Here is a 13,815-nt window from a genome sequence, read left to right on the forward strand (position 1 = left end):
ACAAGAATCTTCGTGATGCGGCCAGACAGGTTCTAACCGAACTGGCGGCGCGGGCGTGGGTTGCGGCAAATCGACCGGGCAGCCTGAAGGTGGCCGATCCTGCAGCCAAAACACCTCAGCGTCTGTAACATGAGCCTCCGTTTGTGTCGCGTTTACTCAGAATCCTCAGAGCAGGTGGCCTGCAAGCGGACACATTTCTACGTTTCAGGAAACCGCAATGACCCAGAAGCAACGCTTGATTTATTCGATTCTGATCGCTTTGTCCGTACTGGCGATCATGCTCGGCCTGTCCTGGCTGCAAAACGCCGGAATGATCACTGAAAAAACCTTCCAGTACGTCGCGATTGGCGTGGCAGTGATTGTGGTGGTGATCAATGGCGTAATGCGCCGCAAGGTCAAGCCCTGACGTTTATTCCACAGGCCTTATTCGTCGCTGAGAACCGCAGCAGCCTGCGGGTGCAGGCTGTAACTCTTGTCGGCGTTGAAGGTGATCACACCTTCGGCGCACAAGCGTTTAAGCACTTCGCGGACGCTGAGAAAAGACAACGGCACGTCCAGATCGAGCAACTGGCTATGCACACCGCGCACGCCCAAGCGGCGATTGCTCTGTGCTGCCACCAGCAGCGCGTCGATGACTTTCAGCCGAATCAGGCTGGTGCGCAGGCCGAAACTCTTCAATAGAACGCGGATACGCTCGTTGCCCGGACGCTCGCCGCGCTGGGTGAAATTGTCGGTGTGCGTACTTATGGAAACGCTCTGTGGCGTCTGGCTACCGTCCGATGGTAGTTGCGAGTTGTACATGCGATTACTCCTTTTCAGAGCCAGATCGGGAAAGGTTTTGTTGCGTTCTCTAAACAAGACGTTTCAGCACGGCAAATCATGAAAGAAAAGATGTAGAAATTTCGTCGCCAATTCGTCCCAGCCTCGTGATGACGGCGCCGCCTCGGTGGTTTTTCGCGCTAAATATTTTTTTCTCAGCTTCGTTTCTTCGTCAGGCTCATTGCGCGTGGACGCAGGGGCAACCGACCTTTCGATCAGGAGCGAGCGTGATTATTTCCAGGCAACTCACCGGGCTGGCCCTTGCCGGCACCTTATTCGGACTGAGCCTGTCGGCTCATGCACTGAGTCCGGCCACGGACACCCGCGCCGACATTCGGCGTACCAGTTTCGGCGTGCCGCACATTCGTGCCGAGAACGAGCGCGGTCTGGGTTTCGGTATCGGTTATGCCTATGCTCAGGACAATTTGTGTCTGCTGGCCAATGAAATCGTCACGGTCAATGGCGAGCGTTCCCGTTACTTTGGTCCCGAACAGTTCACCGTTGAACAACGGGAAAATCGCGTGAGTGACGTGTTCTTCACCTGGCTCAACACACCTGCAGCGGTCGAAGCGTTCTGGCAGGCGCAACCGGCTCAGGTGCGTGATCTGGTACGAGGCTACGCCGCCGGTTACAACCGCTATCTGGCCGAACGCCGTCAACAGGGACTGCCACAGCAATGCCAGGGTGAATGGGTGCGTGAGATCCACGCCGAGGACCTGGTCAAGCTGACGCGGCGCCTGCTGGCAGAAGGCGGGGTGGGCCAGTTCGCCGAAGCCCTGGCCGGTGCGACCCCACCGCAATCCACTGCGCAGGTTCAGCGCAACGCTCAGGCCTTTCAATTGGCCGACGTACGTCAGCAGCGTTTCGCCCTCGATCGAGGCAGTAACGCCGTGGCGGTCGGCAGCGAGCGCTCGTTCAACGGCCGCGGCATGTTGCTGGCCAACCCGCATTTTCCCTGGGTGGGTGGAATGCGCTTCTATCAGATGCACCTGACCATTCCCGGCAAGCTGGATGTCATGGGCGCGGCGTTGCCGGGCTTGCCGATGATCAACATCGGTTTCAACCAGCATCTGGCCTGGACCCATACCGTCGACTCGTCGAAACACTTCACGTTGTATCGTCTGCAACTCGATCCGAAAGATCCGACCCGTTACCTGGTCGACGGCAAGTCGCTCGCGCTGAGCAGGCAGACAGTCACCGTGCAGGTCAAGCAGGCTGATGGCCAGGTCGTACCGGTGACGCGCGACGTCTACAGTTCGCAATTCGGGCCGATCGTGCAGTGGCCGGGCAAGCTCGACTGGGACAAGCAGTACGCCTACAGCTTGCGCGATGCCAATCTGGACAACGATCGTGTGCTCAAGCAGTGGTATGCGATGAACCAGGCCAACAGCATCTCGAATCTGCAGGACGCCGTGCACAGGATTCAGGGCATTCCCTGGGTCAACACTCTGGTGGTGGATGACAAAGGCCAGACGCTGTACATGAACCTCTCGGTGGTGCCGAATGTCAGCGCCGACAAGCTGGCCAAATGCAGCGACCCACGCGCGGGCCTGCACATGATTGTTCTGGACGGTTCCAACAGCGAGTGTGCCTGGGATATCGATCCGCAAGCGGCACAGCAGGGCATATTCGCCTCCAGTCAGTTGCCGCAGTTGCTGCGCAAGGATTTTGTCCAGCACTCAAACGACTCTGCGTGGCTGGCCAATCCGGCGCAACCGCTTACCGGCTATTCCCCGCTGATCAGCCAGGACGGACAACCGCTGGGCCTGCGCTCGCGATTCGCCCTGGATCGCCTGGGCAACCTGAGCAAAAAAGGCCCGCTGGGGATCAGGGATCTGCAAAGCATGGTGATGGATGATCAGGTGTACCTGGCCACGCAGGTCATGCCTGATCTGCTGAAGTTCTGCGCATCGGATCTGGGCAGCGATGCGGCGACACTAAAGCCTGCCTGCGTCAGCCTCAAAGCCTGGGACGGCCGCGCCAATCTGGATTCCGGGCTTGGCCTGGTGCACTTCCGGAACATCATGCAGGCGCTGCTTGAATCGCCGGACATCTGGCGCGTCACCTTCGATCCGGCTGATGCGCAAAACACTCCGCGTGGTCTGGCGGTTGAACAACCCGCTGTCGCCAAAGCGCTACGCGAGGCGATGCTGGCGTCGGTCGAACTGACTGGCAAAATGCGCCTGAAGCCGGACACGCGCTGGGGTGATATTCAAGTGGTCAGCAGCGGCGGGCAGCAAACGCCGATTCACGGCGGGCCGGGGACCCTTGGCATCTACAACGCGATGCAAAGCGTGCCCCGCGAGGACGGCAAACTGGAGGTGGTCAGCGGCACCAGTTATCTGCAAGTGGTGAGCTTCGACGAAAGCGGCCCACATGCCCAAGGGCTGTTGGCGTTCTCGTTATCAAGTGATCCGGCGTCGAAATACTCGCGCGATCAGACGGCGGCGTTTTCCAGAAAACAGTGGAGCGTTCTGCCATTTACCGAGCAGCAAATCCAGGCAGACCCGCAATATCAGGTGCAGACCATACACCAGGCACAAGAACAGGCAGGGAAGGTGGTAGCGCAGTAAAAGTTCATCACCTGAAACAAACGAAGGCCGCCTCCCGCAAGGGACGCGGCCTTCAGCTTTTCGAGGGACGTTGCGGCATCGAGTTGATCACCGGGTTACCTTCCTTGTTGCGGGTCAGGTAGACCGGCAGCACTTTCGGCAGGCTGTTGGCGAGGTTGTTCAACTCTTTGATGTTATAGACGCCGCCCACGCGGATCGCGCCGGTGCTGGTGTCGGCGAGCATCAACGGCTTGTCGAGGTAACGATTGATCAACGGCAGGGCGTCGTGAAGCGCAAGGTTGTCGAGCACCAATCGGCCGCTGCGCCAAGCCAGCGAGGTGTCGTTCGGGTAGGTCTGGCTGATTTGTGGCGTGTAGTCGCCATGTCGGTAGCGTGCCTGCATCGATGGCGTCAGGCGCAGACCGTCGCCCGGTAGATCGCGATTGCTGCTGACCAGCACCGAGCCTTCGATCAGATTCACCCGAACCTGGTCTTCATACATCCAGACATTGAAGCGCGTACCAGTCACACGGATCTTGCCTTCGCCGGCGCGAACCACGAACGGGTGTGCGGCGTCGTGACTGACGCTGAAAAACGCCTCGCCCTTGTTCAGGGTCACGCGGCGTTCATGTTTGTAATTGCTGAAGGTCAGGTCGGTGTTGAGGTTGAGTTCCAGCTGGCTACCGTCACTCAAAGTGATCTGACGGACATTGTCGCTGGCGGCGTAATGCTGATAACTGTTGGGCAACCAGCCCAGACTCCAGCCGGTGTAGGCCGCGAGCGGCAAGGCGAGGGCGCAGGCGCCGGCAATGACCGCGAACCTGGGCCATGAGCGCGAAGGCTTGCGTTGTGCAGCGAGTGCCTCGGGCTCGGTTCGCGGCAGATCTCCGGCGACTTCCCAGATCTCTTGCATGGCCTGGTATTCGAAAGCGTGCAAGGGATGCGCATCGTGCCATGCCTGGAACGCGCGACGCTCTTCGTCCGTGCAGTCAACGGCGTGCAGACGCATGCACCACTGCGCGGCGGCATCGGTGATCGCATCGTATTCGGCTTCCGAAAGAGTGTCTTGGGTCATTGACTCGTCCTGATTTCGCTCATTCTAACCTCGCTGACCCGCTGCCGAGAACATCCGTCATGGCATTTACCCATCAACGTGGAACTTATTTTCCCCTGTGGCGCCCAAAAACACAGGAAGCAAGTGCCTACTATCCATAAATGGAGTGAAAAAATGATCAAACAGACATTCGCAGCCCTGATTGCCACCGCCGGTCTGCTCAGCGCCGGTGCCGCCTTGGCGGACAAGCCAGGCGCTGGCTGGATCACCATCGAAAAAGCCATCGAGGTCGCCAAGACCAAAGCCGGTTATGTCGAAGTCTATGAGATCGGTGCCGACAATGACGGCTACTGGGAAGGCGAAGGGCGCAAGGCCGACGGTATTGTTTACGAGTTCCGAATTGACGGCGCTTCGGGCAACGTGTTGCGTGATCAGAAGGACTGAGTCCTAACTGCTGGCTGTATAAAAGTGCGCGGGTGTCGAACCTGCGCACTTTTTTGTTTACGGCTCTGGTTGCGGGGATTGCGTCTGACTTGCGACAGAGACAGAGACAGGCACTGGGGCCGGTAAGGGTATGGCTGCCGGCAGCGGGTCCAGTTCTCTGCCGATATCACTCATCAGCAACGCGATCGAATCAGCGTTGGCCAGTACCACAGCAATGCGCGCCTCATCCGAGACGGTGCTACGAAAAGCCTTGCGGGCGTCTGCAAGGTTTTTGCTCTTGGTAAGTCGCAGAATCTTTTTGTAATCATCAGCGTGCGACGGCACCTGGTCCACACCGATCCAGGCGTTGCTGGCGTTTTCCACTGCGAACAGGCGTTCAGACGCTGTAGAGCGCGACAAGGACTTGCGCCTGAGTTCGAGATCATCTTTAAGCGTTTGCCCATCTGCAGTGCTCGTGTCAATCAGATCGGGATAGGGACTGATCGCGTCTACCCCCGCAAAATCTTCGCTGTCGCACACCAGATGCGACAGTTCGTGAATCAGCGTCACTGCCCGAGCGTGAGAATCGACGTTGAACCGTTGCGGCAAGTAGGCGGTATAGGCATCCTGCTGCGGGTTGAAGAAGTTCTCGGTGAGGTGAACTATTTTTCGCTTGTCCTGTTTGAAGACGAATGCAACGGTGTTGTCGGAGTAACGGGAATTCAAACCAGCGAAAAACCGTTCGGTATGGAGTAAGTCATCTTTGGGGTCGGCCAGCTCATGGCAGAGGGGGATCAGCACTTTTTTGATGTTTGCAAGCAGAGCAGGTGTGACTTGCGAGACGTCGAAAATCCCCTTCAATACAGTTTCCAGGCGACTGCCGCCCAGGTTGTCGCGATATAAGGCCAGGTTGTGCAGACAGTTCAGTGCGTAGCGTCTTGCCCGGCCTATGGCTTGCTCGATGACAAAGGCCCTGGCGGGGTAGCGGCGATTGATCTGTGCCATCCCTTTGGCCTGAATATCCATTTCTATCCAACGGCTTGTCTCGACTTCGATTTGTACGAGATCGCGCCGCTTCGATCGGCACAAGTGAACGGGGTTGCCGGTCCGCGCAATCACCAGTCTTTGGTTTTTCTCTTCGAGAGCAGGCCCTCTGCCGCCCTGCTTGACCTGCAAATACCAGGTTTTCTCAGACTCGACCACCGGGTAGACCTTGCCAGCAATGGCCGCATATTTCTGGGTTGTCGACGTGTCTCCATACACCAGCTTATTGCTCTCGAGTTTGAGACTTTGCAGCGCTTTGCTGGTTTCAAGTGACTGTAGCTCCACCCGAGCGGTTGAAACGGGTGACACTTTCGCCCATCGAGCGGCTACTTTGGCTGTTGTGTCTGCGTCGGCAGCAGGCTGAGCTTGTGGCGCAAAGTCGTCGGTGGCCGTTTCTGCTTCTGCTTCCCAGGACAAGCGGCCCAGACTGTAAAGGGATATCGCGCCGGCTATAAAGTTTTTCAGAGCGTCCGCCCAATGGTGATTTTGAAGGGCTTCGGCAGATGTCTTGAAGTCTTGGTAGCTTTGCCAAAGGAAAAACACAGACGCGAGCTTCGCCGGCAACAAGTGGGGTACCAGGCGCACGCCTTTACTGAACAGAATTTTCGCCGCTTCCCAATCCGACTGGGCATTGATCTGTGGCTGGCTACCGAGCAGGTGCGGCACGAGACTGAGCGTGTCCTTGTGAAACAGCTCAAGCGCATTATCGTTGACGGCTGTGCTTTGAAGCGTGATCTCGCTGGGTTTGCCAATCGTGGTTTGCAACAGGTTCCTGAATACGGCCTGCTGATTCTCTGGCAGACGCCTGATGATCAGATCCTGGAAAGGCCCGGGGGTGTTCAATGCTTCGATCAACTGCGCTTCGTTTTCAAATTCACGCAATACGAACCTGGAATAGGGCGCATACAAGACCCGTGGCCCCGTTTGTCCCGCGCCCGGCCCGATGACGTACAGGCCGAGGGCGTCAACGGAAGCGGCGCCGGAGGTTTTGATCAACGAGAGTGGGCTGACGATGGCATGTGCTCCGTCGACGGTGGCACGGGCAATGCCGTCCGGCATATCGAGTATTTGGCAGATGTAGTCGTAACCGCTATCGGACAGTTGCTGTTGCAGCTTCAACGTGTGCGCGTGCTGCATCAACTGCCAGGGTAATTGGCGGAGGAATCGTTGTTTGCTGAGGCGCGCAGCCTCAGTGTCGCCCGACAGCGCTTCGGTCACCTTGCGCGTATAAGTTGTGGCGACTTCCAGCGATAGCAGCAGTTGACGCACGGCGGCCTGATCGAAGTTTTTCGGTAACGCCGTGGCTGTTTTTGCGGATACTGAAAAACCTGTGTCCTGCACGATGTTGTAGTGATGCTGGGCAAATTCCAGCAGGTCGCAGGCTGGGCCGGCAAGCGTCAGGTTAGGGGTGATCTGGATGTCTTGAGGACGGAGCCGGTTATTGGGGAATCTGGCATCGAGCAGTGTCTTCAGTGTCTGCTCTACGTGAGTGGCCAGAGTCGGAACGCCTTCAATGAAGTCCTTGCCATCGATAAAGGCTCGCCGCACCTCATCCAGCAGTGCAAGTTGCGTGCGCTGTTCCTTCACCGGGGCCATGCGCAACCAGTCGGGGTAGTCCAGATGCCGGGAAACGGAACGAGCGATATCGATGGCCCGCAGCAAATTGGTATCGATGACGTTGGCTTTCATTTGCTTGAGAAACTTCGCCAGCGTGTCTTGGTCCTTGATGCAAATCCGTAAAAATTCACACTCGGCCATGTAATGGTCAATGGCCGATTGCATGCGATCGCTTGACACGCTGCCGTCAATCAACTCGAAAGTGCCGAGCGTGTACGGCTGATCCAGGCGACGCAGCTTCGCTGGCAGATTTTCCAGCAAGGTTGAACTCAGGTTTGTGTCGTCTAGCCTTCGTTGCAATTGCTGGCGCGCAACGGCGATGTCGGCGAACGACTCGAGGCCGTTAGCCGGCGTCCACAGAATGGCGCGGCCGGAATGCGCGACGTCCAGGCCGCCGCGTTCGGTCAGCAACACACAGTAGGCAAGCGGCAATGCGTCAGTCTGGCCTTCGCATTTCAAGGACATTGTCCAGGCGTCCGGGCGAAAGCCATTGAGCGACTGGCGTTCGGCGCGGGTGGCGTGGGCAGTGTCGAATACGGTTTCGATGATTTTTCGTTCGGCCTGCGGCCATGAACCATTGAGGTTTCTCAGGTGTGCTTCAGCGCAAATTCCCGCCTGGTAAGCCTGCGCCAGTTTCCACAGCATGCTTTCCACGAAGCCGCGCTGTTCACCGCTGCTTGCAGTCGGTTGATTGTTGAATTCATCAGTGAGGGGTTTGAGCCGTCCTTGAAGCTCTTTCGTCAATTGCGCCGCCTTGTCTGCCTGCACCAGTGATGATGGCGGAGCGCTGGAAAACGACGGCCGGGTGCTCCAACGCTGATTGACGTCGAGTTTGAGCAGGCGCTGATGGAGCATCGAGCGGATATCCAGCGCCTTGTCGAACAGTGCATGAATGTCTCTGGTACGTTCACTCTGGCGAAATTGCTGCAAGGCAAACTCGACGTTTTGCCGTTGTTTGGTGACGATGGCCTCGAACAAGGTAGCCATTATTTCGCCTCCGATGTTTTCGCCTGACACCTGGGCATTGGTAAAACCAAGGTAGTGATCGCGCTCCTCCAGACTCATCAGCCCATACAGTTCGTCTTCGTGCCCTGCAGTATCGAGTTTGGCACTGAGCGTCTCTTTGAGATCGGCATAGTTGGTCAGGACTTGCAGGCCTTCGCTGGGGGTGAAGAGATATGCGTTCTCATGATTGATCATCAGCGAGCCGGCCAGCTCGACCTGAGTGGCGGCCTCGCGCAGACACACGGTTTCGAAGGTGGGCCTGCGTACGGCCACGTTCGGCTCACGGATCAGACTGTGGAGCGCATCGAACTCGCTGGCGCTGAGGATTTGTGTCTCGCGCTTGATCATCAGATCGGCGCGTGCCTGGTCCTGCAAAGCCTGGCTGAACAATGTCCGTCTCGGCCCCCCTTCCAATGAGGCGGCATTCCAGTAGCTCTCGAGCTGACGAAACAACAGCATGATCAGTTTGCCCGACGCGGTCTTGATCGCTGTTTCCCATGCTGATTGATCATCCGTGGCTGGGAGGCGGGCAGGATTGGAGAACTCAATGGTCTGACCTTGCGGCCATTGCTGACGGCGAAAGTGCAGCAGCAGCGCTGCACTGAGCGATAGCGATTCGACCCAATGCCTGGTTTCTCCGGAAGAGGGCGCAATATCCACGTAAAAATTGACCCGGGTGTCACTCTGTCGCAAGTCGCCAAAGTGCCCTTCGAGTCGTTCATCGAGAATCTTTTCCAGCAGGGAGGCGAGCGACGGCAGGCGCTTGAGTTCGTCAAGCAAGTCGCGCGAACAGGCTTGCTGAGCGAGAGTGATCGAGTTTTGTTGCTCCTCGAATACATCGCCTTCGATCGTTTCGCGGGTAACGCTGATAACGCTTTTTTCCACCAGTTCCTTGCGCTGCGAAGCGCTGAGGAACGCCAACAGATCGTCCTGTTCATCGGCATTGTCCAGGCGCGTTTGCAACGCCTGCGTCAGCGCTTCGTCATCACTGTATTTCTTCAGCCCGTCGTAGGGGGTGTAGAGAAACATGCCGTCGTCGTCGTCCGGGCCGCTGCCGAGAATGAAGCTACCGGCCAACGGTACGGGCAGTTGCTTGTCGGCGTTAAGCAGAATGCGCTCGGCGAGCATTGGCGGGGTCTGTTCGCTACGCAGGGCGTGGGTGGCCAGTTGCACGTGCGCGAGCCAACTGAAGTCTTTGCTGTTCAGACCATGGGTTTTGGCCAGATCAGCATGCAGGCCGGGGGATTTCAAAATCTCGGGAAACAGCAGAGGTGCGGTCGAACTGGACATCATAGGGCTCTGAACGGGGCGCCATCGGGCAGGGACTCAACCATAGATCCGCGACCGCGAGCACTGGCGGTATTCAGTTACCGCACCTGCCAACGGTAAATGTGTGTTCGACAGCATCAGCATTGTCGTTCAATCCAAGGGTTGACAGCCGACAGCTCTGGCGCGGTTAATCGGTGGTCAAATCGACCGTACGCTGTTGTTCCCTCCAATAATCATTCTGGAGCTTCAGATGTCTGCGCCACACGATCATGGTTCGTCCTCGTTATCCGTCGAAGCACTCACGCAACTGCTGGAAACGATTTTTCTACGCCACGGCACCTCCAGCGAAGTGGCTGGTGTGCTGGCGGCCAATTGCGCCAACGCCGAACGCGATGGTGCCCATAGCCACGGTGTATTCCGCATTCCCGGTTATGTCTCGACCCTGAAGAGTGGCTGGGTCAATGGCCATGCCGTGCCCCGGGTTGAAGACGTCGCGCCCGGGTTTGTCCGCGTCGATGCCGGCAATGGTTTTGCCCAGCCGGCATTGGCGGCGGCCCGATCGCTGCTGGTGGAAAAGGCTCGTCACGCCGGGATCGCGGTGTTGGCGATCCGCAACTCACATCATTTCGCCGCACTCTGGCCGGACGTTGAACCCTTCGCCGACGAAGGTTTGGTGGCGTTGAGCGTGGTCAACAGCATGACCTGCGTAGTGCCCCATGGTGCTGACAGACCGCTGTTCGGCACCAACCCGATTGCCTTCGCGGCGCCGAGAGCCAATGCCGCGCCGATAGTTTTCGACTTGGCCACCAGCGCCATTGCCCACGGCGATGTTCAGATCGCTGCGCGCAACGGCGAAAGGCTGCCGGCCGGCATGGGCGTTGATAGCCTCGGCCAACCGACTCAGGATCCCAAGGCAATTCTCGAAGGCGGGGCGTTGTTGCCGTTTGGCGGGCACAAGGGGTCGGCGCTGTCGATGATGGTCGAGTTGCTGGCGGCGGCGTTGACCGGTGGCAATTTTTCGTTCGAGTTCGATTGGTCCAACCACCCTGGCGCGAAAACCCCATGGACTGGCCAACTATTGATCGTCATCGATCCGAGCAAAGCGGCGGGGCAAAGCTTTGCCCAGCGCAGCGAGGAACTGGTGCGGCAGATGCACGGGGTCGGACTCAAGCGCCTGCCGGGGGATCGGCGGCATTTGCAGCGCGGTCGATCAATGACCCAAGGGATCGACCTGGATGAGCAGACGTTGCGGCAGTTACGCGAGTTGGCGGGAGAATAGTTCGCGCAGGCATAAAAAAAGCGAACCGCAGGGTTCGCTTTTTTTTTAACGCTGGACTCAGCGACGGCCGAGCAGCAGGCCCACCACAAGGCCGAAACCGGCGGAAACCGCCACGGTCTGCCAAGGATGACCACCGATGTAGTTCTCGGTGGCTGCAACGGCGGGTTTGGTGCGGTCGCGCACGCTGGACACCGAATCCAGCGCCAGCTGCAGTTTCTGAGCAATTTGTGCACGCAGCGTTTCCGCCTCTTCGCCTACCAGTGAAGCGCTGCTCTTGAGCAGTTTGTCCGATTCTTCGATCAGAGCCTGAAGCTCGCTGAAAGCTTGATCCTTGATTTGCTCTTCGGCAGCTTGCGAGGCAGTTTTACGGGCCATTGGATGACTCCTTGCAGGTGAATGGACAGTGACCAATGGAGTGTAGCGGCAGGCGAAAAGTTGCATGTCATTCGCGGACAAGGGAAAAACCTGCACTGGAGATTTCCGCCGAGCGTGTAAGATGTCGCCATTTTACGCAGCAGGATAAATCCCCATGAGTTTCAATCTGGCCGACAAATCCCTCGCAGAGCGCGCCGCGCTGGAAGATGAGAAATCCCGTCTGTTCGAACTCTGGCAGAACAATCTGGGTAAAGCCAAAGGCGAAGCCGCGCGCCTGTTTGGCGAACGCTCCAAACGCAAGGGCAAATGGGCCGAGTGGGTTCGCGCCGAACTCGACGGCATGTCGCCACCGGAGTTCGCCAACATGGTGCGCAGCGAAGTCAATCGCCTGATGGCGGCGAACAAGTAAACCGCTTCACACCTGGCTGAACGTGGCGGCAATCGCCTCGCGAACCTTGCCCAGCACCGGATCGATCTGCGTGCTGGTGCGCCAACCCAGTTCCACCGGATAGCGCGGCAACGGCAAAGGGCAGGGCAGCAATGCCAGCCCGCTCAGCGCTGCGATGCTTGCGGCAGCATGGGTTGGAATGGTTGCTACGGCCTGACTGCCCTTGAGCAGAAACGGCAGCGCGGCAAAATGCGTGGTCGACGCGCAGACCCGGCGGCTCAATCCCACTGCCGCCAAACCCTCATCGGTGATGCCGATAAAGCCTCCCGACGACACCAGAATGTGCTCGCGCATAACGAACTCCTGCAACTCGATGTGCTGCTGGCCGGGCGCGAGACTGGCCGGGTCGACGAGGCACGCGTAGCCACCTTCGCCCAACACCTGACGGCTGAGCAGGCGCTCGGCAAACCCGCCAGCGGTAATCGCCAGGTCGATGCTGCGCTCCATCAGCGCGCGGGCGACGATCTGGCTATGGGTCTGGCGAAAGATCAGCCGCAGCTTCGGCGCGCGCCAGGCGATTTCCTCGATCAAGTGGCGACCGTAGGCAATTTCGAAATCATCCGACAGACCAATCGCAATCGAACGCCCGTCGTATTGATTGGCCGCTGGATCGAGCATGGCCAGACTTTGTCGGCATTTGTTCAGGGCATCGTTGATCACTGGTTTCAGCTGATTGGCTTGCAGGGTCGGCGCCAGTCCGCGCCCGGTGCGGACGAACAACTGATCGCCATAGACCTCGCGCAAACGGCGCAACGCCGCGCTGACTGCCGATTGCGTCACGCCCAGGCGCAGTGCGGCGCGGCTGGCGCTGGACTCCTCGTGCAGTGCCTCGAAAACTTTCAGCAGGTTCAGGTCGATGTCGGCGATATTCATTTGGCTCATATCATTCAGCAGCGGGCAGGGCTTTATTCATGATCGCGTGCCGCTGGAGAATCAGCAACACCTGAACCTGATGGAGTTACACCATGCCCAAATCCATTGTTGCCGCGCTGCAGATCGGCGCTTTGCCCGGCGGTAAAAGCGAAACTCTCGAACAGATCCTGAGCTGGGAAGACGCGATCCGTGACGCCGGCGCTGCGCTGGTGGTGATGCCCGAGGCCTTGCTTGGTGGCTATCCGAAAGGCGAGGGCTTCGGCACTCAATTGGGCTACCGACTGCCCGAGGGGCGTGAGGCTTTCGCGCGTTATTTCGCCAATGCCATCGATGTGCCCGGCGCCGAAACCGAAGCGCTGGCCGGATTGTCAGCGCGCACCGGGGCCAACCTGGTGATCGGTGTCATCGAGCGCGCCGGCAGCACGTTGTATTGCACAGTGCTGTATTTCGACCCGCAGGCCGGGCTGATCGGCAAACACCGCAAGCTCATGCCCACCGGCACTGAACGACTGATCTGGGGCAAGGGTGACGGCTCGACGCTGCCGGTGTTCGACACCCAGGTCGGCAAGCTCGGCGCGGTGGTCTGCTGGGAAAACATGATGCCGCTGCTGCGCACGGCGATGTATGCCAAGGGTGTCGAGGTCTGGTGCGCGCCGACCGTGGATGAGCGCGAGATGTGGCAGGTCAGCATGCGGCACATCGCTCATGAAGGCCGCTGCTTCGTGGTCAGCGCTTGTCAGGTGCAAGCCTCGCCGAATGCGTTGGGCGTTGAGATTGCCAACTGGCCGGGCGATCGCCCGTTGATCGCCGGCGGCAGCGTGATCGTCGGGCCGATGGGCGATGTCCTGGCGGGACCGTTGCGTGGCGAAGCGGGGTTGCTCACGGCACAAATCGACACCGATGAATTGATCCGTGCGCGGTATGACTACGATGTGGTCGGCCACTATGCGCGGCCGGATGTGTTTGAGTTGACCGTAGATGAGCGCGCGAAGCCGGGGGTGCGGTTCAACTCCTGACCTTTGAGCTCTCACAGGGGGCAGTGCCCGGATCTGAAACA

The 13,815-nt window shown here is 58.6% G+C and carries 11 protein-coding genes; 6 read left to right on the forward strand and 5 right to left on the reverse strand.

The genetic code is table 11. The annotated features are described in order from the left end of the window. Positions 1–217 precede the first annotated feature (217 nt). The gene (locus tag ACP7D9_RS20510; protein ID WP_101159544.1) at positions 218–406 is read left to right on the forward strand and encodes a hypothetical protein; all 189 of its coding nucleotides are present in this window, start codon (positions 218–220) and stop codon (positions 404–406) included. 17 nt (positions 407–423) lie between these two features. On the opposite strand, the gene ACP7D9_RS20515 is transcribed toward ACP7D9_RS20510, so the two are convergent. Continuing rightward, positions 424–801 carry a fe2+ zn2+ uptake regulation protein gene (locus ACP7D9_RS20515; protein ID WP_426159404.1) on the reverse strand — a complete coding sequence of 126 codons (378 nt, stop codon included), beginning with the start codon at positions 799–801 and terminating at the stop codon, positions 424–426. A 245-nt stretch (positions 802–1,046) separates the two neighbouring features. Here ACP7D9_RS20515 and ACP7D9_RS20520 point away from each other — a divergent pair, with 245 nt between their 5' ends. Continuing rightward, the gene (locus ACP7D9_RS20520; RefSeq protein ID WP_426159405.1) at positions 1,047–3,392 is read left to right on the forward strand and encodes an acylase; all 2,346 of its coding nucleotides are present in this window, start codon (positions 1,047–1,049) and stop codon (positions 3,390–3,392) included. Positions 3,393–3,444: 52 nt separating this feature from the next. On the opposite strand, the gene ACP7D9_RS20525 is transcribed toward ACP7D9_RS20520, so the two are convergent. Then, positions 3,445–4,446 (reverse strand): FecR family protein, encoded by a 1,002-nt coding sequence (locus ACP7D9_RS20525; protein ID WP_426159406.1) that lies wholly within the window; start codon positions 4,444–4,446, stop codon positions 3,445–3,447. Positions 4,447–4,599: 153 nt separating this feature from the next. On the opposite strand from ACP7D9_RS20525, the gene ACP7D9_RS20530 reads away from it, so the two are divergent. After that, positions 4,600–4,869 carry a PepSY domain-containing protein gene (locus ACP7D9_RS20530; RefSeq protein WP_426159407.1) on the forward strand — a complete coding sequence of 90 codons (270 nt, stop codon included), beginning with the start codon at positions 4,600–4,602 and terminating at the stop codon, positions 4,867–4,869. Between the two features lie 57 nt (positions 4,870–4,926). Here ACP7D9_RS20530 and ACP7D9_RS20535 read toward each other — a convergent pair whose 3' ends face one another. Beyond that, positions 4,927–9,804, reverse strand: coding sequence for a dermonecrotic toxin domain-containing protein (locus ACP7D9_RS20535; protein ID WP_426159408.1), 4,878 nt, complete (start codon positions 9,802–9,804; stop codon positions 4,927–4,929). 229 nt (positions 9,805–10,033) lie between these two features. Here ACP7D9_RS20535 and ACP7D9_RS20540 point away from each other — a divergent pair, with 229 nt between their 5' ends. Continuing rightward, positions 10,034–11,062: an Ldh family oxidoreductase gene (locus ACP7D9_RS20540; protein WP_426159409.1), complete on the forward strand. Its 1,029-nt coding sequence runs from the start codon at positions 10,034–10,036 to the stop codon at positions 11,060–11,062. Positions 11,063–11,119: 57 nt separating this feature from the next. Here ACP7D9_RS20540 and ACP7D9_RS20545 read toward each other — a convergent pair whose 3' ends face one another. Further along, complete coding sequence (locus ACP7D9_RS20545) at positions 11,120–11,437, reverse strand: DUF883 family protein (RefSeq protein ID WP_426159410.1); 318 nt, start codon at positions 11,435–11,437, stop codon at positions 11,120–11,122. 154 nt (positions 11,438–11,591) lie between these two features. Between ACP7D9_RS20545 and ACP7D9_RS20550 the strand changes: the two genes are divergently transcribed. Next, a complete protein-coding gene (locus ACP7D9_RS20550) occupies positions 11,592–11,846 on the forward strand; it encodes a hypothetical protein (RefSeq protein WP_003224595.1) in 255 nt (84 codons plus the stop codon). A gap of 6 nt (positions 11,847–11,852) precedes the next feature. Here the strand turns inward: ACP7D9_RS20550 and ACP7D9_RS20555 are convergent, their stop codons facing one another. Continuing rightward, the gene (locus tag ACP7D9_RS20555; protein ID WP_426159411.1) at positions 11,853–12,767 is read right to left on the reverse strand and encodes a LysR family transcriptional regulator; all 915 of its coding nucleotides are present in this window, start codon (positions 12,765–12,767) and stop codon (positions 11,853–11,855) included. 83 nt (positions 12,768–12,850) lie between these two features. Here ACP7D9_RS20555 and ACP7D9_RS20560 point away from each other — a divergent pair, with 83 nt between their 5' ends. Further along, the gene (locus tag ACP7D9_RS20560) at positions 12,851–13,774 is read left to right on the forward strand and encodes a carbon-nitrogen hydrolase family protein (protein WP_101159553.1); all 924 of its coding nucleotides are present in this window, start codon (positions 12,851–12,853) and stop codon (positions 13,772–13,774) included. The last annotated feature ends 41 nt before the right edge of the window (positions 13,775–13,815 follow it).

The organism is Pseudomonas sp. TSRC2-2 (assembly GCF_049897785.1).
GTDB lineage: Bacteria > Pseudomonadota > Gammaproteobacteria > Pseudomonadales > Pseudomonadaceae > Aquipseudomonas.

Excerpts from the sequence above, each read along its gene's own strand:
- ACP7D9_RS20550 (WP_003224595.1), top strand. The coding sequence starts at position 11,592 with ATGAGTTTCAATCTGGCCGACAAATCCCTCGCAGAGCGCGCCGCGCTG.
- ACP7D9_RS20525 (WP_426159406.1), bottom strand. The coding sequence starts at position 4,446 with ATGACCCAAGACACTCTTTCGGAAGCCGAATACGATGCGATCACCGAT.
- ACP7D9_RS20545 (WP_426159410.1), bottom strand. The coding sequence starts at position 11,437 with ATGGCCCGTAAAACTGCCTCGCAAGCTGCCGAAGAGCAAATCAAGGAT.
- ACP7D9_RS20555 (WP_426159411.1), bottom strand. The coding sequence starts at position 12,767 with ATGAGCCAAATGAATATCGCCGACATCGACCTGAACCTGCTGAAAGTT.
- ACP7D9_RS20535 (WP_426159408.1), bottom strand. The coding sequence starts at position 9,804 with ATGTCCAGTTCGACCGCACCTCTGCTGTTTCCCGAGATTTTGAAATCC.
- ACP7D9_RS20540 (WP_426159409.1), top strand. The coding sequence starts at position 10,034 with ATGTCTGCGCCACACGATCATGGTTCGTCCTCGTTATCCGTCGAAGCA.
- ACP7D9_RS20515 (WP_426159404.1), bottom strand. The coding sequence starts at position 801 with ATGTACAACTCGCAACTACCATCGGACGGTAGCCAGACGCCACAGAGC.
- ACP7D9_RS20510 (WP_101159544.1), top strand. The coding sequence starts at position 218 with ATGACCCAGAAGCAACGCTTGATTTATTCGATTCTGATCGCTTTGTCC.
- ACP7D9_RS20560 (WP_101159553.1), top strand. The coding sequence starts at position 12,851 with ATGCCCAAATCCATTGTTGCCGCGCTGCAGATCGGCGCTTTGCCCGGC.
- ACP7D9_RS20530 (WP_426159407.1), top strand. The coding sequence starts at position 4,600 with ATGATCAAACAGACATTCGCAGCCCTGATTGCCACCGCCGGTCTGCTC.